This window comes from Nonomuraea polychroma, assembly GCF_004011505.1.
In the GTDB taxonomy this organism is placed as follows: domain Bacteria; phylum Actinomycetota; class Actinomycetes; order Streptosporangiales; family Streptosporangiaceae; genus Nonomuraea; species Nonomuraea polychroma.
The window spans coordinates 3,787,191-3,804,869 of sequence record NZ_SAUN01000001.1; the positions used below are offsets into that span (position 1 = coordinate 3,787,191).

The following is a 17,679-nucleotide window of genomic DNA, read 5'->3' on the forward strand; positions in this document are numbered from 1 at the left end:
GGTCAGCCGCGGCTGTTCCGCCACCGGTGTTCATCGCAGGGTGAGCGGGGTCTCGGATTCGATGCGGGTCAGCTTTTCAGGGTTGCGGACGTAGTAGAGGCCGGAGATGCGGGCGTCCTCGACACGGATCGCAATGACGCCGTCGAGCTCGCCGTCCACGCGGAGGAGGAGTGCCGGGTTGCCGTTGACCACGGTGGGCTCGCTGGTGAGCGTGACTTGGGCCTTGCCGAGGCCGCCGACGATGAAGCGGACCACCTTGCCGGCACCGATGATCGGCCGCGGCGCGGCCTGCTTGATGCCGCCGCCGTCGCTCACCAGGACGACCTCAGGGGCGAGCACGTCAAGCAGGCCCTGCAGGTCCCTCGTTTCGAGCGCGCGCTGGAACGACTCCAGAGCCGCCCGGGCCTGGCTCGGGGAGACCACCTCGCGAGGGCGGCGGGCATCGACGTGCCGGCGGGCGCGGTGCGCGATCTGGCGGACGGCCGCGGGGCTCTTGGCGACGGCAGCCGCGATCTCGTCGTAGCCGACATCGAAGACCTCGCGCAGCACGAAGACGGCGCGCTCGGTCGGCGACAGCGTCTCCAGGACCAGCATCAACGCCATCGACACACTCTCGGCGAGCTCGACGTCCTCGGCCACGTCGGGCGCGGTGAGCAGCGGCTCGGGCAGCCAGGGACCGACGTAGGACTCCTTGCGCCGGCCGAGCATGCGCAGCCGGTCCAGCGCCTGGCGGGTGGTGATCCGGACCAGGTAGGCACGCTGGTCGAGCACGGTGTCGAGGTCGACGCCCGCCCACCGCAACCAGGTCTCCTGCAGGACGTCTTCGGCGTCGGCGGCCGAGCCGAGCATCTCGTAGGCGACGGTGAACAGCAGGTTGCGGTGGGCGACGAACGCCTCGGTGGCGGAGTCCATGCGGGCGCCACGAGCAGGCGGCTCCGCTGCGTCCGTTGTCCGCTCGCTGCGCTCGCTCATGCCTGGCTCCCGCCTGTTCGCTCTCGACTGTGCTACACGCACAAGACGCCAGTCTCCACCGCTTTGTGACACCCCGCGGCCGGTGGTGTATGTCACACAGCCGCGCCGTCACAGGGGTTGGGTCGCCGGCGTCTCCATGCCGTCAGGACGCCGCGCGAACGATCGGCGAGGCACACGCCTCCACCAGTGGTGTCCACCATGGAAATCCGCCACCGCAGAAAGAACGGGAAGACATCATGAGCAAGGTCTGGTTCGTCACCGGTTCGTCGCGCGGCTTGGGCCGCAACTTCGTCGAGGCCGCCCTGTCGCGCGGTGACAAGGTGGCCGCGACCGCCCGGAACACCGGAAGCCTTGATGAGCTGGTTTCCACCTATGGCGACGCGGTGCTCCCGCTTGAGCTGGACGTGGCCGACAAGGCCGCCGTCTTCGAGGGCGTGAAGCGGGCCAAGGAGCACTTCGGCCATCTCGACGTCATCGTGAACAACGCCGGCTACGCCCAGATCGGCGCGGTCGAGGAGCTGACCGAGCGGGAACTGCGCGACCAGCTGGAGACCAACCTGTTCGGTGCGGTATGGGTCATCCAGGCCGCGCTGCCCTACCTGCGTGAGCAGCGCTCGGGGCACATCATCCAGCTGTCCTCGGCGGCCGGGGTCATCGCCATGCCGCTCGGCGGCGCATACCACGCCTCCAAGTGGGCCCTCGAGGGCTTGAATGAAGCTCTCGCCGGCGAGGTCGCCGACTTCGGCGTCAAGGTGACCATCATCGAGCCCGGCGGCTTCGCCACCAGGTCCGGCAAGAACCCGGATCCGCTCGCCAACGGCCACATGGCCCAGACCGACCCGGCCTACGACGGCCTCCGCCGCCGCCTCGGCGCGGTCGCCGGAAAGCAGCCCGCCGGCGACCCGGCCGCCGCGGCCCAGGCACTCCTCAAGCTCGTCGACTCCGACAACCCACCCCTGCGGGTGCTCTTCGGCCAGGGCTTCTACCCGATGATCCAGCAGGTTTACGCCGACCGGCTCAAGACCTGGGCCGACTGGCAGGACCTTTCGGCGGAAGCCCACGGCAACCTCGATCAAGAAGATCGGTGACCCCGGTCTGAGGTGCGAGGTTTCTGGAGGATGTCAGTGCTGGATGCCACGGCGTCCGAGAACGTAGAGGTCGTCGGCCAGACCCCGCCGGACAACCTCCCGACGTATACCTCCAGGCGCCCTGCCCCCTGCCCCACGGCACCACGAGGACCCATTGAGCGGCACCGTCGCCTACGCGCGGGTCTCGGGGTTGGGAACGAACGGACACCGTCCGGTACAAGGGTCTGTTCCTGGAGGACCCGCTGGCGGTGACCTGGCCGGTGGTGGACTGACGACCGAGACGGCCAGCAGGGCGGCAGCTGACGCGCCCGTTCCGCACCTTCGTGCACGGCCGGGCCCGGACACACGCCGAGGGGCCGGTGGCGGTGTTCGGTGAACGGAGGGCCATCGTGGATGCGGAGGCGGCGGAGCGTGGGGTCAGGCTTCCGCGTGCCGGTCGAGGCCGAGCGTGGCGATGAGGTCTTCGTGAAGCTCGAACCAGACACGATGGCAGGAGTCGACGTCGGTGCGGTCGACCCAGGTGCTCTCCCCGGCTCGGGCGCGCGCCAGGGCTGTGGTGAATCGTGTGTCGTATCCGCGGAACCGTGTGAGGACGCTCCTGAGCCGGTCCGCGAGTGGCGTGAGTGCGCGGTCGATGCCGGCGAGCTCGAAGAGGACTCGGGCGTCCCAGGCGTAATCGGAGTGGTCGTTGACGGCGAGCCGATCGCCGGCGGTGGGCCGGAGTTGCCAGTCGGTGCAGGCTCGTAGCAGGAGGGCGTTCAGCGGGAGGAACTCGCGGTAGACGTCGTGGACCTCGTCGGCGCCGCCGACGCGTGCGAGCTCGGCCGCGAGCTGGCGCTCGTTCTCGGCTCGGCCCCGTTCGGTCAGCGACCAGCCTCCGGTGCCGGCGAAGGCGGTGTGCTCGACCCAGCCGCGTGCCTCGGCGTCGAGCAGCAGCTCTTTCGTCTCGGCCGGGTCGAGCCCGTACCGATGAGCGATCACTGGGGTGTCCGCGAACCCGGTGATGCGAACGGCGTGCAGGACCAGGAGGCCGGGCGGAGAGTCGCGCGTCACGAGCCGGCGTCCTGTCGTGCCGTCAGGCGGGTGTAGTGCTGCTGGCACGCCTGCGGGGAGTTGAACCCCATCACGTGCGCCATCTGCGCCCAGGTCAGACCTGCGCTCCGGGCCATGAACAGCAGAGCGGATTCGAGTCCTTCGACCTCGGCTCGTGCGGCGGGCAGGAGGGCGAGCGCGCTCAGGATGTCCTCCGGGTCCAGGTCGGCGTTGCGCCAGACGGCGAACTGCACAAGGTCGACCGCCGACGGCGGGACGGGTGGGGGTCGCCACGGACGGGCGTCGAGCGCATCCGCGCCCAGGCCCAGAAGATGCTCACGCGCGTCCCGCTCACGCTGGGCCTGGACGTGGTCGGCGTGCGCGCTGTGAGCGGTGATGTCCTGCTTGCGTGCCATGCGACTCATGATGCACAATCAACAAAATGTTGTCAACAATCTGTTGAAAGGCAGGGCGGATGATCGTACCCCTCATGGAGGCTGTCGCCGACACCTGCGGAGGCAAGGCCGCCGCGCTCGGCGCGTTGCTGCGCGCGGGCCTGCCGGTTCCTGATGGCTTCGTCGTCCCGTTCGCCGCTTACCTCGCCGCCGTACGCGAGCTGGACCTCGGGCGGCTCGCCGGGGAGCCGGACGATCTCGACGCGGCGCGGCAGGCGATCGAGGCCCGCCCGGTCCACGCCACCGTGGTCGACGCGCTGGGACGCGCACTCGGCGAGCTCGGCGATCCGCCCGTGGCGGTGAGATCATCGGCGGCGAACGAGGACACCGGTCAGGCATCGGCGGCCGGTCAGCACGAGAGCTTTCTCGCCGTGCACGGGGTCAGCGAGGTCGCCGATGCCGTACGTGCCTGCTGGGCCTCGCTGTTCTCCCCACGTGCCGTTCACTACCGGGGTGCCGCCGTCGGCGACGACCGGCCGTCCGACGACCTTGTGATGGCCGTCATCGTCCAACGCCATCTGGACGCCGAGGTGTCCGGGGTCATGTTCACGCCCGCGGACCCGAAAGACGCGACCGAGATCGAGGCGTCCTGGGGCCTCGGACCCAGCGTCGTCGGGGGCACGGTCACTCCTGACGCCTACCGCGTCGCCGCGGACGGGGCGGTCACCCGCGCTGTCGCGGACAAACGGACCCGCCTTGACCGGCGCGGCAAGCGGCTCGTCATGAGCGACGTGCCCACCCGTGCCCGGGACCGACCGGCGATCGACGACGCGACCGCCACGCAGCTCGCCGAGCTGGGCAAGGAGATCGCCGCCGTATTCGGCGGACCGCAGGACATCGAGTGGGCGATCGTTGACGGCCGCACCTGGGTCCTGCAGGCACGGCCGGTGACCGCCGCACCCCCGCCGCCGCCATCGCCTTCCGGCGCCTCGCACACCCCGGCCACACTCACCGGGACACCGGGCAGCCGCGGGACCGTGACCGGCACCGCGAGGATCGTCCGGGGCCCGGGCGACTTCGCGCGCGTGCACCCGGGCGACATCCTCGTCTGCCCCTTCACCGACCCCGCTTGGACACCGCTGCTGCGCATCGCCGCCGGCGTCGTCACCGAAACCGGAGGCGTGCTCTCCCACGCCGCGATCGTCGCCCGCGAGCACGCCATCCCCGCCGTCCTCGGCATCCCGAACGCGACAACCAGGCTCCACGACGACACCCTCATCACCATCGACGGCACCACCGGCACCGTCACGGCGACGAACGCGTGACCGATCACTTCCGTCCCTGGCCGGGAGTCACTCCCAGAAGCCGCACGCCGCCGACCTAGCAAGAATGTCGGCAAGTCGCAACGGCACCCGCCCCGCCCCGTTCGCCGACGACGATCGCGCCACCCGGCCGCGCACGGTCTGCTCGGACTCCGCCAGACCAACGGCCGGCCCCACCCAAGCATCCCGCCGCCGAACCCACACCTGCGGATCGAAAGGAGAGGGGGAAGCGGTCCCGCACGGGCACCGCGCCCCCCAACTGCTGATGGCAACCCGACACCTCTACCTGGCACGCCACGGCGTGGCCGACGCGTTCGGGGAGCTCACCGACATCGGGCGCCGGCAGGCGGGCCTGCTGGGCGAACGGCTCGCCGGCGTACCGGTCGACGCCGTGTGGCACTCTCCGCTGCCGCGCGCCGTGGCAAGCGCGCACGAACTCGCCCGGCATCTGCCGAACGTGCCCGTGACCGAGGCCGCCGAACTCGTCGACCACGTGCCCTACGTCCCCAGCGCGGCCGAAACACCTCCGTCCTGGGCCGGCTTCTTCGACGGCTACGACGACACCGAGGCAGCCTCGGGCCAAAGGCTCGCCGAGGCTCTGGTCGCCCGGTTCGCGAAGGCCCCCGACACGACCACGGAAGGGACCCGTCCCGACACACACGAGGTCCTGGTGACGCACGCCTACCCGATCGCGTGGCTGATGCGGCACGCGCTGGATGCGCCGCCGTCCCGGTGGCTCGGGCTGAACAGCGCCAACACCGCGCTGACGGTCATCGAGTACCGCACCGGCCTGCCGCCCGCGATCGTGATGTTCAACGACATGAGCCACCTTCCGGCCGACCTGCGCTGGACCGGGTTCCCCGAAAGCGTGAGGCCGTGAGGTGGCTCCTTCCGGGCACCAGGGGCCAGCCCGCCACCGAGGCCGCCCGGCTCACGCTGCGCGCCTACAAACGCCGGCGCGCCGAAGACGGCGGCCGCGGCCAGCGCGAGGGCAGCAGCGCCAATCTTGGCCGCCGACGTCAGTCCCTGGCTACGGCCGGACGCCGCCACCAGCCCGGACCGATCCTTCTGCCACACCTACGGTCGCAGCGCGAAGACCAAGCATCAGCTGATCCCCGGCTGGCCTTTCTCCATCGTCGCCGCGCTGGAGGGGGCCCGTACCTCGCGGACCGCGCTGCTGGACGCCGTTCGTCTGATGCCCGGCGCGAACGTCGCCGCCGTCACCGCCAACCAGCTCCGCGCCCGACGGGGGTCGCCCGCCCAGGCATGGCGCCGAGTTCTTGTTCGGCGACCCTACTACCTGGGGCGATCCCGACACCGCAACGGTCGCCGACACGACCCGGTACGGCAGCGCGACCGCGATGGCATGGGATCGGCTGCACCCGATCCTGACCCACCGGGCCGCCTGGCACGACTTCCCCGGCGACCTGCCCTTCATCGAGGGCACGGCCATCCGGCTGCAGGTCGACCACCTGCCCTCCGGCGGCGACCCCAAGCCGCTGTGGCTGTCGTGGTCAGGCACCGACGCGACCGAGCACGACGTCGACCGGCTCTGGCAGGCGTTCCTGCGAAGATTCGACCTGGAGCACACCTCGGCTGGACCAAGCCCCGGCCTGTGCGCCCCGCACGCCGCCGCCACCTGGACCCTGCTCATCCTCGCCGTCCACACCCGGCTCCGCCTCGCCCGCGGCCTGGTCCAGGATCTACGCCGCCCCTGGGAAAAGCCGCTGCAGGCGGCCGAACTCACCCCGGCCCGAGTCCGGCGGGGTTTCGGAACCTGCGCACCAAGACGCCGCCGATTGCCCGTGTGCCCAAACCCTCCAGGCCCGGTCACGGACGACCTTCCAGGTACCGAACCGCGCCGCACCACCTGACCAGCTAAACCCAGTCACAGCCGGCATATCCACCAAGCCCAACACGAAGATCAGAGGTCGGCCTTCAAAGCAGGCTTCCACTCCTGGACGAGAAGCCCGAGCAGCACCTCGTCCAGGAACTCGCCCATCACCCAGGCCGAGGAGCGCAGCACGCCCTCGCGGACGAAGCCGTTGCGCTCGGCGGAGCGCAACATCGCGGCGTTGTCCGCCAGCGTCTCGATCTGCAGTCGCTGCAGGCCGCGCACGACGAAACCGTAGTGGCACAGCACCGCGACCACGTCGGTGCCGTAGCCCTTGCCGCGGGCCGACGGCAGCAGCCCCAGCCCAATGTGCGCGGACCGGTGATGGTTGTCGATCCCCCACAGCGTCGCGGTGCCGACCAGCGTGCCGCCATCCAGCTCCACGACCGAGAACGGCACGTGCCCTTGCTCCGTGTCGTCCACCACGAGCCGCGGATCCTTCGAGCCGGGTGTGATCGGCCGCCACGGCCGGCTTTCGGCCCGCGAGGAGTTGACCACGTCGTCGTAGAGCTCGGCCCGCAGGATCGGAATGTCGTCCTCGTACCGGGCCCTGAGCCCGACCTTGTTACCTCTTAGCATGCAAGCTTCCTATCCGACCGGGCGTCCGGCGGCAAACCAAGCCCATCCTGACCGGCGCTCTGGTCGGCACCCCGCATCCGGCCTTGATCGGTGCCGCCAGGACGACTAGCCTGATCGCCGTTCTGCCGGAAGGCGGGGCCGAGGCGATCGCGTCACGCGGGAAGAGCCCCGACCACGACGAGCTGCTCGACCACCCCGCCATGGAGTTTGGGACCGACTGACGATGAGCGCGGAAGAGGATTTCAAGCAGGTCGGCGCCGAGCTGGCCGACCTGGGTGTACGGATCTCCACGATGATGGGGAGTCCCGCGCTCAAAGATCAGGCGGGGAAGGTGTTCGCGAGCCTGCAGCGCGACGGCGCGATGGTGTTCCGGCTGGTCAGGGACACCCCCGAACACACAGCCGCGCTCCAGCTGGCCGGGGCGTCCCTGTTCGACCCCTCGGGGCAGGGCAGGGCGATAAAGGACTGGGTGGTCGTGCCCCACTCCTCGGCCGAGAAATGGACGGATCTGGCCGAGGCCGCCCTCAGCCGCCCACGCTGATCAGTAGGCCACGTCGACGGTGTGGCGGTGGGTGCCCGAGTCAGGCAGGACGCGGAGCACGGCGTCGGCGAGGTTAGGGCGAGCAGCTCGTTACCGCGGCAGGAACGGACGAGGTCGCGGCTGTGGTCTGGCCGGAGCGGAGGCGGTGTGAGCCGGATGATCGTCACCGGCGCACAGACGGGATCAGGGATTCCGTCCGCATACGACCAGGTATCCGTCGATGGTGATGATCCGATCGGAGACGAGGTCGTCGGGCAGGGCGTGGCCGAGGTCGCGGGTGCGAACCTCCCGATCCAGCGGTCGTGCTGGTACTCGTGGTTGATGATCGCCATGAGCAGCGACTGCGCGTCGATCCTGAGCTGGGCGGAGGCACCGACGTCTCCGGCTCCGAGCAGGCCGACCCTGGCGCCAGAGCACCACGGCAGATGCTGCTTCCAGCCTTCCGATGGTCAGTCGCTACTGGCCGTTCCGATCCTTCTCACGGGCGCCTTTCGGTTGCTCAGGCGAAATCAGTTGGCGGGCTTGCCGAACCAGCGGGAGAGGTGGTCGTCCAGGTCCTGCTGATCGTCGCCGATCCAGGCGACGTGGCCGTCGGGGCGTAGCAAGACGCACGGGACATCCAGTTCCGCAGTGGGATCCGCGAGGTAATCGACCCGGTCTGACCAGCCGCCGGCGGTCAGGCGTTCGGTGCGGTCCAGCAGCAGGCCGCGGCCGCGATGCAGCAGACCGTAGAGGTGGCCCTGTTTCACGTCGATGTCGCGCAGGCGGCGGCCGAGCAGGTCGGGGCCTTCGCCGAAGTCATAGCGGATGCCGATCGCGGTGATCTTCTCGATCAGATAGCGGTTCACCTCGTCGAAGTCCATCAGTTCGGTGAGCAGCCTGCGCACGGCCTGCGGGCCCGGTTCGGTGGACGACAGTTCCATCTGGGCGCGGGTGTTGTCCAGCACGTCCTCGGCGACCGGATGACGTTCGGCCTGGTAGGTGTCCAGCAGTGTTTCCGGCGCCCAGCCGCGGATCTGTGCGGCCAGTTTCCAGCCGAGGTTGAATGCGTCCTGAACGCCCAGGTTGAGGCCCTGTCCGCCGGTGGGTGGATGGATGTGTGCCGCATCGCCGGCCAGCAGCACCCGCCCGACCCGATAACGTTCGGCAAGCCGGGTGGCATCCCCGAAGCGGGACAACCAGCGCGGGGAGTGCACGCCGAAATCGGTTCCGGCGATGGTGCGCAACTGTTGTTTGAAATCCTCGAGGGTGGGCGGTTCCGCGCGGTCGCTGACTCCCGCGGCGGGGACTACGACGCTATAGACCCCTTCGCCGAAGGGCCGGAGCCAGAATGGCTGATGGGTCTCGCCGATTTCGGTCACCTTGGCGGCGATCTCCTCCTGCGGCACGCCCACTTCCATCTCGCCCATCAGCGTCTCGGTCCGTGAGGGCTCGCCGGGGAAGCCGACACCGAGCAGTTTGCGCACCGTACTGCGCCCGCCGTCACAGCCGACGAGGTAGCGCGAACGCAGCTGTTGCCCGTCGGCCAGCTCGACGGTCACACCCTCGTCGTCCTGCTCGAGACCGGCGACCGCGCAACCGCGCCGGACCTGCGTACCCAGTTCGATCGCATGTTCTTCGAGCAGATGAACGATGACCGGCTGCGGGATGCCCAGCAGGTAGGCGTACGCGGAATCCAGGCCCTTGGGCGCGGGTTTGGGGATGGCGGCGAAGAAACCGCCGGCCGGACGCTGTCTTCCATGCTGGAGAATGCGATCCAGCAGTCCGCGCATCGCCATCAGCTCGAGACTGCGAATATGCAAACCGACTATGCGGACGACCGACGCGGGCTCGGTTTCCTTCTCCAGAACGAGTACCCGTACATCGTGCAGCCGCAGTTCGGCGGCCAGCATCGCACCGGTCGGCCCGCACCCGGCAATGATCACATCGAAGATGAGGGGCGGGCGATCGTCGCCGGAGGCCGGCGACCAGAGAACTCTGGGGACGTCGCCCACCGTGGAGTCACGCTCAACCCTGTCGTTCGACGGCGGCTCGGCGGTGACCTGCTGAGAGTGCATAGGTGTTGCCCTTCGGGAGTGCCTTGTTGGCGAGGCGCTCCCGGCGACACCTACCTCAATCGCCCGACCGTGATGGGAAGGAGGAGCACCCACATTGATACAGCGTTCATGGGTCTCACCTCCTCGGGCGGTGTCACGGTCAACTGCAAGCTACAAGCCCGAGCATCACCCCGTCCAATCCTTTCCCGGCCACGTGATCAGGACTCCGAACGGGCCCGTGCGGTTGCAGGGCGCATCCGGGGTGGCGGAATTGATCCGTACCCGCGACCGGCTGGAAGAGGCGGGCGGAACCTGCACCTGGTCGCCGTGCAACCGCGCGTCCTGCGCCTGTTGCACATCACCCTGGTCGCTTCGACGCTCAACGTGCACGCTGATGTGGCCCACGCCAGCGCCGCTGCGCAGCAATACGCCGCATCCCGCACCGCTCGACGGCCCTCGCCGATCGGCCTGGTCCTGCCGCCCGACCATTGGGTCACCGGCGACACAGCCCCCGCCCTCCACGCCTGGGCCTGCCCCGCGGTCTCGACCATGACCGCGTCCTCCGCGGGATCCAACGTCTGGCGCCTAACTGTTGTTATACGGCCGAATAACAACAACAAGGCGCCAGACGTCGCTGCCCAGGTCTCTCGCCACAAGATCAGTCGCGCGCTCATCGGCAGGACGGGCCGATCAATGCCGATGTCGGTGACGCTCTGTAGCGCTCGGTTTCGTGGGGGTATCACTCTAAGTGTGGAAGTGATCACTAAGGGTAGATGAATCAAGGTAGATCATCTAACGCTTCGGGGGAGCGTCAATCATGTCGAACACACGAGGAACATCGGCTCTGACCACTGCTTTCGCGCAGGAACATGAACGGGCGGGAGGCTTGGCACGGGCTGCTCATCATGGCGGGGAAAAATCCCCCCTTCACCAAGGGAAGGTGCCGCTGCGGGAATTGCTCGGCGATGAGGTGCTGGACCTGCTGCTGGAGCGCTCGAGAGACGGGGCGGGCGGGCTGCGGCTGACCGGCCAGGGCTCGATGCTCGGCGAGCTGGTCAAGGCGGTGCTGGAGCGGGCGCTGGAGGCCGAACTGTCGGCGCATCTGGGCTATGGCAAGCACGATCCGGCCGGCCATGGCTCGGGCAACTCCCGCAACGGCAAAATCGGCAAGACCGTGCAGACCGGGGTGGGGCCGGTCCGGCTGGCCGTGCCACGGGACCGGGAGGGCAGCTTCGAGCCGGTGCTGGTGCCCAAGCGGGCCGGGCGCGTCTCCGGCGGCCTGGACGACATGATCATCAGTCTGTACGCGCACGGCATGAGCGTGCGCGACATCCAGCACCACCTGCGCCAGATCTACGACACCGAACTGTCTCATGAGGCCATCTCCAACATCACCGACGCGGTGCTGAGCGAGGCCCGCGCCTGGCAGTCACGCCCGCTGGAGGCGGTCTACCCGGTGGTGTTCCTGGACGCGATCGTGGTCAAGGTTCGCGACAACAACACCGTGCAAGCCAAGCCCGCGTATCTGGCGGTCGGCATCGACACCGACGGCGAAAAACACGTGCTGGGCATCTGGCTGGCCAAGACCCCGCTCGATGCCGCAACCGCCGGCGAAGGCGCCCGGTTTTGGGCCTCGGTCATGACCGACCTGAAGAACCACGGCGTGCGCGACATCCTCATCGCCTGCACCGACGGCCTGGCCGGCTTCGAAGACGCGGTGCACCAAGCCTTCCCGCACACCACCGTCCAGACCTGCGTCGTCCATCTGATCCGCAACGCACTGCGCCCGGTCGCCCGCAAGGATGCCGCCGCGGTGGCCGCCGAACTGCGCACCATCTACACCGCGGCCAACGCCGAAGCCGCCTTCGACGCGCTGGCCGCCTTCGCCGACGGCCAATGGGGCCGCAAATACCCCCAAGCCGTCCGCGTTTTCGAGAGCGCCTGGGACCGCTTCACTCCCTTCTTCGCCTTCACCGGCCCGGTGCGCAAGCTGCTCTACACCACCAACGGCATCGAAAGCCTGAACTACCAGCTGCGCAAGGTCACCAAAGCCCGCGGGCACTTCCCCGGCGACGACGCCGTGATCAAACTGCTCTGGCTGGCCATCATCAACATCGAGGACAAACGCGCCCGCGAACGCGCGCTCAGGAAGGAGAAGACCGGCAAACGCGCCGACCAGCCCGCCCGCCTCATCGAAGGCCAGCGCACCATGGGATGGCGTGAAGCCCTCAACGAACTCGACCTCGCCTATCCAGGACGGATCAGGTAAAGAGGGTTCTCCATCACCCAGAAACGATCTTTACACACTTCAGGGGGACTGTACGGTCTTCGGTGTAACTCCTGATCAAGGAGAACGCACCTGATGAGTACTGTGATCCAGGCATCGACGGAGATCGACCTGGAGGACGCCGCGGTGGCGCGTAAGAAGTCGGAGAGCTCGACGGATCGGGAGCTGGTGGCCAGGCTGGTCGACCAGGCGCGAGCCGAAGGGGTGGAGCTGGTCGGTGAGAACGGGCTGCTGGGCCGGCTGACCAAGCTGGTGCTGGAGTCCGCTCTCGAAGGCGAGATCACCGACCATCTCGGCTACGACAAGCACGAGCGCGCTGGCAGCGAGACAGGCAACTCGCGCAACGGGACCCGGTCCAAGACCGTCATCACCGACGTCGGCCCGGTGGAGATCACCGTCCCGCGGGATCGGGACGGCAGCTTCGAGCCGAAGATCGTGCGTAAGCGGCAGCGGCGCCTGTCCGGCGTCGATGAGATGGTCATCTCGCTGGCCGCCAAGGGCCTGACCACCGGCGAGATCTCCGCGCACCTGGCCGAGGTCTACGGCGCCGAAGTCTCTAAGCAGACCATCTCCACCATCACCGACAAGGTGCTGGACGGCATGGCCGAGTGGCAGAACCGGCCGCTCGACGCCGTCTACCCGGTGATCTTCATCGATGCCATCCATGTGAAGCTGCGGGACGGCCAGGTGGCCAACCGGCCGGTCTACGTGGCGATGGCGGTCACCGTCGATGGCGAGCGCGACATCCTCGGCTTGTGGGCCGGCGACGGCGGCGAGGGCGCCAAGTTCTGGCTGCACGTGCTGACCGAGATTAAGAACCGTGGCGTCGCTGATGCGCTGATGGTGGTCTGCGACGGGCTCAAGGGGCTGCCGCAGGCCATCGAGACCGTCTGGCCGCAGGCCGTCGTCCAAACGTGCGTCGTTCACCTGCTGCGTGCCTCGTTCCGGTATGCCGCCCGCCAGCACTGGGACGCCATCGCCAAGGCGCTCAAGCCGGTCTACACCGCGCCGACCGAGGCGGCGGCGCTCGAGCGGTTCTATGAGTTCGCCGAGGTCTGGGGCGGTAAGTATCCGGCGATCGTGAAGTTGTGGGAGGACGCCTGGGCCGAGTTCGTGCCCTTCCTCAACTTCGACACCGAGATCCGCCGGGTGATCTGCTCGACCAACGCCATCGAGTCGGTCAACGCCCGTATCAGGAGGGCGGTCAAGGCCCGCGGCCACTTCCCGAACGAGCAGGCCGCGCTCAAGTGCGTCTACATGGCGATCATGAGCCTGGACCCGACCGGCAAGGGCCGCAAACGCTGGATCACCCGCTGGAAGGCCGCTCTGAACGCCTTCGCCATCACCTTCGAAGGCCGCCTGACCCCGACCACCCGATAGATCAAGTCAAGATCGAGATACACCGATCACTGGACAGACCCACTTCAGGTGACAAGCTCGGTTTCGTAAACACGAGCGGATGTTTGTGGTGTTGTGGTGGGTCGGCCCCGCGCGGTGGGTGGGCCGCGGGGGCCGGGCGGGTGGGTGGCCGGGGTCAGATGGTGATGGCGACTTTGCCGGCGGGTTGGCCGGTTTTGAGGTAGTCGATGGCGTCGGGGGTTTGGGCGAGGGGGTAGGTGCGGTCGAGGACCGGGGTGAGGGCGCCGGAGTCGATGAGGTCGGCCAGGGTATGCAGGTCGGCGGCGGGCTCGGTGGACATGAGGCCGGTCAGGCGCTGGCCGACGAAGGGCGACAGCAGCATCGCCCGGATTTGGCGGTCGGCGCCCTGGAGCACGCGTCCGCCTCCGGGCCCGCCGACGATGACGAGCGTGCCGCGGGGGGCGAGGGCGCGGCGTAGCTGGGTTAGGGGGCGGTTGCCGGCCGTGTCGAGGATGAGGTCGTACCGGTCGGTGCCGGTGGTGAAGTCCTCGCGGGTGTGGTCGATGACGTGGTCGGCGCCGAGGGAGCGGACCAGGTCGGTCTTCGCGGTGCGGCACACGCCGGTGACTTGGGCGTCGTAGGCCTTGGCGAGCTGGACGGCGAAGCTGCCCACGCCGCCGCCGGCGCCGGTGACGAGGACCCTCTGCCCGGCGGTGAGCTGGCCGGCGTCGCGCAGTCCTTGGAGGGCGGCGCAGGCGGAGATGGGCACGGTGGCGGCCTGGGCAAAGGTGAGGGTGGCCGGTTTGGGGGCGAGCTTGTCCTGGTGGGCGCGGGCGTACTCGGCGTATGCACCGTCGCAGGTGCCGTAGACCTCGTCGCCGGGACGGAACCGAGTGACGTTGGCGCCGACGGCTGCGACGCGGCCGGCAACGTCCATGCCCGGGACGGGGTTCTTGGGCCGGCGTAGCCCGAAACCGGCGGCGCGCACCATGTAGGGCAGGCCGGTGATGACGTGCCACACACCCTGGTCGACGCCGGCGGCCTCGACGCGGACGAGCACGTCGTCGGCGCCGATGGTCGGGACGGCCATGTCGCGCAGCTGGAGCTGTGCCGGTGCGCAGTAGGTGTCGCGGGTGATCGCGATCATCGTCGTCTTCGTCATGGTCGTCTCGATCCTGGTCGGGGTGCTCGTGCGGGTGGTCGTCCGGACGGTGACCGGAGTGATCGTCGGGTTGGTCATGGGGAGTGGTCCTCTCGGATGAGGTGGGGCCGGGCCCGGCTCAGGCGGCGGTGGGGACGAGCCGGTTTCGTGGGGTGGCGGGTCGTTTTGGGTGTGGCGGTCCGGGCCCGCCAAGCGGTGGCTCGCGCGCTGGGCCGGGTTGGGGATGTGTGTCGGTGTCGCGGTAGCCGAAGACGTCGTCGAGCGGCACGTTGAAGACACGGGCGATCTGGAAGGCCACCTCCAGCGAGTGGCGGCCCTGTTCGGTGGCGATGACGGTCTGGCGGGTCACGCCGAGGCGGTCGGCCAGGTCGGCCTGCGTCATCTCGCCGTGGGGAACCGCAGCGCCCTGATCGAGTTGGTCACCCTGGTCGGCTTGGCCATCGCTAGAATCCCTGCCGGTAGGCGACGATCTTCACGACCGCCGAGACGAACGCGGCCGGTACGAACGACAGGACAGCGTGTTGGCGATCCAGAACTGCTCAGCCTCCGCCATGGTCAGGCCGAGCGGGACCGATCGCCGCGACGCTCATGACATGCCTCCGTCATGACCACGCTGCTGTTCGCCGCGACCGGAGTGTGGCTCCGCGCGGCGCACCCGGCCACAGCGGCGCTTTCGCGGTGAGGGTTACGCGGCAGCGACGGTGGCGGGACGGTCGCGCTGCGGGGCCTTGACGCCCTTCACGAGCAGCCAGAGGATCATCGATACCTCCGCGATGGCGGCCGGGGTGACGACAAAGGGGCTCAGCGCCGCGCCCAGGTCGGGGGCGGTCAACCGGGCGAACGTGTCGACGAGGTAGCCGAAGCAGCCAACCATCAGCAGTACGCCGATCACGCGCGGGACCATGCCCGACCGGTAGACGAGGTATCCCATCGGCAGCAGCCACAGGCCGAAGAAGATCTGCGTCATCAGGTACCCGTGGTGGTGCAGGTCGAGCATGAGCAGCACCAGTGCGTCGGATCCCTGCGCGCCGAAGGCGCTCGTGTAGGCGGCGTCGCTCACGTGCAGCGCCTGGAACTGGTGAGCCAGGTTGAGGGCCATCATGGCGGCAGCGACCGCCAGGAAGGCCACCATCGCCCGGGCGGCGTTGGCGTGCACGTGTTTGAGCAGCAGGTACAGGGCCATGGCCGTCAACAACCCGGTCACGGTAGTGACGAGGTCGGCCACGACGCTGGCCCGAACGAGGCCGGCATGGGTCGCGACGTTCTTCGCGGTCGTGGCGGCGTCGCCGGCCTCGTACACCGTGACGCGCACGATCTCGGCGAAGGCGCCGCCGATGCCGACGATGAGGTAGAGCAGTCCCGCGATACGGGCGAGGCGTTGAGGGGCGTGCACGGCTTGCTCCTTGATTTCGGGCGTGACGGGCCAGGCCCGCGAGGCGATCTCTCGCGCGCCGGGTGCGGTTGTGGGTGATTAGTCCTCGGAGTCGGGGTACTGGAAGACGTCGTCGAGCGTCACGTTGAAGACGCGGGCTATCTGGAAGGCCATCTCCAGCGACGGCGAGTAGCGGCCCTGCTCGATGGCGATGACGGTCTGCCGGGTTACCCCGACGCGGTCGGCCAGCTCCGCCTGCGTCATCTCGCCGTTCGCGAACCGCAGGGCTCGGATCGAGTTCGTGACCTTCGTGGGTTTGACCATGGCTAGAAGCCCCGGCGGTACAAGACGATCTTCGTGATCGACGAGGCGAGCATGGCCAGGACGAACGCCAGGTACAGCGCGTTGGCGATCCAGAAGTGGGCGGCCTCCGCCATGGCCAGGGCGAGCGGGACGATCGCGGCGATGCTCATGACGTAGAACCCGACGTACTCGCCCAGCCGGTGGATCTGCCGGTCGCGCTCGTCGGTCCGGCCGGCCTCCCTCGGCGAGGCGATGGCCGCTGCGATGCTGGCGACGATGCCCAGGCCGATCCCGGCACCGATGGCAATGAGCATCGGCCGCACATAGGCGATCCGCGCGACGTCCGCGCCCGGCACCTTCGACAGGACGGTGACGAAGTAGACGGCGGCGACGCTGACGCCGAACACGACGTAGATCCACGAACGTTTCTCTTCGGAGGACATGTCCCACTCCCATGTACAAAAACTTTGACATTTGCCAATGTAAAGCAGCGCAGACATGATGTCAATAATTCTTTACCCTGATGTCCCGGCCGCACGTGCCAAACGAGCTGAGGCGCGGATCTGACCCAGCCGAGGCGAACCCCTCGGCACTCGACGGCCACGATGACTTGGCGCCGTCGGGTCCTGGGAGATGCGACCGTGGCCGACCGGCACGAACGTCGATGTCTCAACTTCCTGCCATCGACAGAAGAGGGCGTCCGATCATGGAAGCTGCGCCATCTTGAAGTAGCTGATCAGGGTGGTGGCGTGAGGGTCGTTCGGGGTGCTCGTGCTGGTGCTGGGCGGCAGTCTGAGGTGTAGATCGCCTGGCAGGGTTGGTTCTGCGGGTTCTCGTCCGTCGGGATCGGCGCCGCTCGTACGCTCCGGCGCATGATGGACCCCGAGATACAGGAACGGATCGCCGCGCGTCGTGCGGAGCTGGACGGACTCAAAGAACAGCTGGTCAAGCAGCTGGCGGAGGTGCGGGCCGAGCGGGATGAGCTTGCCGTGGCCGAGCGGGTGTGGCAGCGGATGAGTGAGCAGCTCGCCGACGAGCGGGCCCAGGCCGGATCGCCGGTGGTTCAGGTGGCGGGTCGGGCAGTGAGGGTGGTCCCGGAGCGTGGGCCGGGAGTTTTGGAGTCCGCGTTGCCGGCGGAGTATCAGCGCATCCTGGCTGCCGTGCGGGCGGCCGGCAGTCCGGTCGCTACCCGGCAGATCGGCGAGGCGCTGGGCGTGGGCACCGGGGTGCGGGGCAAGCTGGAGCCGCTACGCGGGAAGCTGGCCGACCGCGGCTGGCTGCACAAACGGCCCGACGGGAAGTTCACCGTCCGCCCGTGACCGGCCGCACGGACGGCA

At 68.7% G+C, this 17,679-nt stretch carries 18 protein-coding genes and 2 pseudogenes; 10 read left to right on the top strand and 10 right to left on the bottom strand.

The genetic code is table 11. The features are described from left to right. Positions 1 to 30 precede the first annotated feature (30 nt). Positions 31 to 972, bottom strand: a complete 942-nt coding sequence (locus EDD27_RS17105; protein ID WP_206641461.1) for an RNA polymerase sigma-70 factor — start codon at positions 970 to 972, stop codon at positions 31 to 33. A gap of 236 nt (positions 973 to 1,208) precedes the next feature. Between EDD27_RS17105 and EDD27_RS17110 the strand changes: the two genes are divergently transcribed. Beyond that, positions 1,209 to 2,060, top strand: coding sequence for an SDR family NAD(P)-dependent oxidoreductase (locus tag EDD27_RS17110; RefSeq protein ID WP_127933326.1), 852 nt, complete (start codon positions 1,209 to 1,211; stop codon positions 2,058 to 2,060). 417 nt (positions 2,061 to 2,477) lie between these two features. Here the strand turns inward: EDD27_RS17110 and EDD27_RS17115 are convergent, their stop codons facing one another. Then, positions 2,478 to 3,113 (bottom strand): transcriptional regulator, encoded by a 636-nt coding sequence (locus tag EDD27_RS17115; RefSeq protein ID WP_127933327.1) that lies wholly within the window; start codon positions 3,111 to 3,113, stop codon positions 2,478 to 2,480. Then, on the bottom strand, positions 3,110 to 3,508 hold the full coding sequence (locus EDD27_RS17120; protein ID WP_127933328.1) for a DNA-binding protein: 399 nt from the start codon (positions 3,506 to 3,508) through the stop codon (positions 3,110 to 3,112). Before EDD27_RS17120 ends, EDD27_RS17115 begins: the two co-directional genes overlap by 4 nt. 59 nt (positions 3,509 to 3,567) lie before the next feature. Here EDD27_RS17120 and EDD27_RS17125 point away from each other — a divergent pair, with 59 nt between their 5' ends. The 4 genes and pseudogenes from EDD27_RS17125 to EDD27_RS17135 all read left to right on the top strand — a co-directional run bounded on the left by EDD27_RS17125 (position 3,568) and on the right by EDD27_RS17135 (position 6,683). After that, complete coding sequence (locus EDD27_RS17125) at positions 3,568 to 4,812, top strand: PEP/pyruvate-binding domain-containing protein (protein WP_127933329.1); 1,245 nt, start codon at positions 3,568 to 3,570, stop codon at positions 4,810 to 4,812. Positions 4,813 to 5,074: 262 nt separating this feature from the next. Next, positions 5,075 to 5,689 (top strand): histidine phosphatase family protein, encoded by a 615-nt coding sequence (locus tag EDD27_RS17130; protein WP_127933330.1) that lies wholly within the window; start codon positions 5,075 to 5,077, stop codon positions 5,687 to 5,689. A 111-nt stretch (positions 5,690 to 5,800) separates the two neighbouring features. Further along, positions 5,801 to 6,037: pseudogene (locus EDD27_RS58300) on the top strand (transposase); the annotation flags it as partial. 52 nt (positions 6,038 to 6,089) lie between these two features. Further along, positions 6,090 to 6,683 (top strand): hypothetical protein, encoded by a 594-nt coding sequence (locus tag EDD27_RS17135; protein ID WP_206641463.1) that lies wholly within the window; start codon positions 6,090 to 6,092, stop codon positions 6,681 to 6,683. A gap of 50 nt (positions 6,684 to 6,733) precedes the next feature. Here EDD27_RS17135 and EDD27_RS17140 read toward each other — a convergent pair whose 3' ends face one another. Then, positions 6,734 to 7,282 (bottom strand): GNAT family N-acetyltransferase, encoded by a 549-nt coding sequence (locus EDD27_RS17140; protein WP_127933331.1) that lies wholly within the window; start codon positions 7,280 to 7,282, stop codon positions 6,734 to 6,736. Positions 7,283 to 7,341: 59 nt separating this feature from the next. Here EDD27_RS17140 and EDD27_RS58305 point away from each other — a divergent pair. Further along, positions 7,342 to 7,503, top strand: a pseudogene (locus EDD27_RS58305) (argininosuccinate synthase); the annotation flags it as partial. Positions 7,504 to 7,505: 2 nt separating this feature from the next. Beyond that, a complete protein-coding gene (locus EDD27_RS17145) occupies positions 7,506 to 7,823 on the top strand; it encodes a hypothetical protein (RefSeq protein ID WP_127933332.1) in 318 nt (105 codons plus the stop codon). Between the two features lie 509 nt (positions 7,824 to 8,332). Here EDD27_RS17145 and rox read toward each other — a convergent pair. After that, positions 8,333 to 9,757: a rifampin monooxygenase gene (gene rox / locus EDD27_RS17155; RefSeq protein WP_206642152.1), complete on the bottom strand. Its 1,425-nt coding sequence runs from the start codon at positions 9,755 to 9,757 to the stop codon at positions 8,333 to 8,335. A gap of 1,048 nt (positions 9,758 to 10,805) precedes the next feature. Between rox and EDD27_RS17160 the strand changes: the two genes are divergently transcribed. Together EDD27_RS17160 and EDD27_RS17165 are read left to right on the top strand one after the other, a co-directional pair. After that, the gene (locus tag EDD27_RS17160; protein ID WP_421917287.1) at positions 10,806 to 12,128 is read left to right on the top strand and encodes an IS256 family transposase; all 1,323 of its coding nucleotides are present in this window, start codon (positions 10,806 to 10,808) and stop codon (positions 12,126 to 12,128) included. A 93-nt stretch (positions 12,129 to 12,221) separates the two neighbouring features. Further along, positions 12,222 to 13,526: an IS256 family transposase gene (locus tag EDD27_RS17165; RefSeq protein ID WP_127932211.1), complete on the top strand. Its 1,305-nt coding sequence runs from the start codon at positions 12,222 to 12,224 to the stop codon at positions 13,524 to 13,526. Between the two features lie 154 nt (positions 13,527 to 13,680). Here the strand turns inward: EDD27_RS17165 and EDD27_RS17170 are convergent, their stop codons facing one another. The 5 genes from EDD27_RS17170 to EDD27_RS17190 form a co-directional block, all read right to left on the bottom strand. Beyond that, on the bottom strand, positions 13,681 to 14,745 hold the full coding sequence (locus tag EDD27_RS17170; RefSeq protein ID WP_241564088.1) for an NAD(P)-dependent alcohol dehydrogenase: 1,065 nt from the start codon (positions 14,743 to 14,745) through the stop codon (positions 13,681 to 13,683). A 40-nt stretch (positions 14,746 to 14,785) separates the two neighbouring features. Continuing rightward, complete coding sequence (locus EDD27_RS58655) at positions 14,786 to 15,049, bottom strand: helix-turn-helix transcriptional regulator (protein WP_206641464.1); 264 nt, start codon at positions 15,047 to 15,049, stop codon at positions 14,786 to 14,788. Positions 15,050 to 15,352: 303 nt separating this feature from the next. Then, positions 15,353 to 16,060, bottom strand: coding sequence for a DUF4386 domain-containing protein (locus EDD27_RS17180; protein ID WP_127933335.1), 708 nt, complete (start codon positions 16,058 to 16,060; stop codon positions 15,353 to 15,355). 78 nt (positions 16,061 to 16,138) lie between these two features. Further along, entirely contained in the window at positions 16,139 to 16,363 is a 225-nt protein-coding gene (locus tag EDD27_RS17185; RefSeq protein ID WP_127933336.1) for a helix-turn-helix transcriptional regulator, read from the bottom strand. A 2-nt stretch (positions 16,364 to 16,365) separates the two neighbouring features. Next, on the bottom strand, positions 16,366 to 16,785 hold the full coding sequence (locus tag EDD27_RS17190) for a hypothetical protein (RefSeq protein WP_127933337.1): 420 nt from the start codon (positions 16,783 to 16,785) through the stop codon (positions 16,366 to 16,368). A gap of 429 nt (positions 16,786 to 17,214) precedes the next feature. Between EDD27_RS17190 and EDD27_RS17195 the strand changes: the two genes are divergently transcribed. Continuing rightward, positions 17,215 to 17,661, top strand: a complete 447-nt coding sequence (locus tag EDD27_RS17195; protein WP_206641465.1) for a hypothetical protein — start codon at positions 17,215 to 17,217, stop codon at positions 17,659 to 17,661. Positions 17,662 to 17,679 lie beyond the last annotated feature (18 nt).

What these genes read in the sequence shown, in the direction of transcription:
- EDD27_RS17105 (WP_206641461.1), bottom strand. Translation starts at nt 972, where the DNA reads ATGAGCGAGCGCAGCGAGCGGACAACGGACGCAGCGGAGCCGCCTGCT.
- EDD27_RS17110 (WP_127933326.1), top strand. Translation starts at nt 1,209, where the DNA reads ATGAGCAAGGTCTGGTTCGTCACCGGTTCGTCGCGCGGCTTGGGCCGC.
- EDD27_RS17120 (WP_127933328.1), bottom strand. Translation starts at nt 3,508, where the DNA reads ATGGCACGCAAGCAGGACATCACCGCTCACAGCGCGCACGCCGACCAC.
- EDD27_RS17125 (WP_127933329.1), top strand. Translation starts at nt 3,568, where the DNA reads ATGATCGTACCCCTCATGGAGGCTGTCGCCGACACCTGCGGAGGCAAG.
- EDD27_RS17130 (WP_127933330.1), top strand. Translation starts at nt 5,075, where the DNA reads ATGGCAACCCGACACCTCTACCTGGCACGCCACGGCGTGGCCGACGCG.
- EDD27_RS17140 (WP_127933331.1), bottom strand. Translation starts at nt 7,282, where the DNA reads ATGCTAAGAGGTAACAAGGTCGGGCTCAGGGCCCGGTACGAGGACGAC.
- EDD27_RS17145 (WP_127933332.1), top strand. Translation starts at nt 7,506, where the DNA reads ATGAGCGCGGAAGAGGATTTCAAGCAGGTCGGCGCCGAGCTGGCCGAC.
- EDD27_RS17165 (WP_127932211.1), top strand. Translation starts at nt 12,222, where the DNA reads ATGAGTACTGTGATCCAGGCATCGACGGAGATCGACCTGGAGGACGCC.
- EDD27_RS17170 (WP_241564088.1), bottom strand. Translation starts at nt 14,745, where the DNA reads ATGACCAACCCGACGATCACTCCGGTCACCGTCCGGACGACCACCCGC.
- EDD27_RS58655 (WP_206641464.1), bottom strand. Translation starts at nt 15,049, where the DNA reads ATGACGCAGGCCGACCTGGCCGACCGCCTCGGCGTGACCCGCCAGACC.
- EDD27_RS17185 (WP_127933336.1), bottom strand. Translation starts at nt 16,363, where the DNA reads ATGGTCAAACCCACGAAGGTCACGAACTCGATCCGAGCCCTGCGGTTC.
- EDD27_RS17190 (WP_127933337.1), bottom strand. Translation starts at nt 16,785, where the DNA reads ATGTCCTCCGAAGAGAAACGTTCGTGGATCTACGTCGTGTTCGGCGTC.
- EDD27_RS17195 (WP_206641465.1), top strand. Translation starts at nt 17,215, where the DNA reads ATGATGGACCCCGAGATACAGGAACGGATCGCCGCGCGTCGTGCGGAG.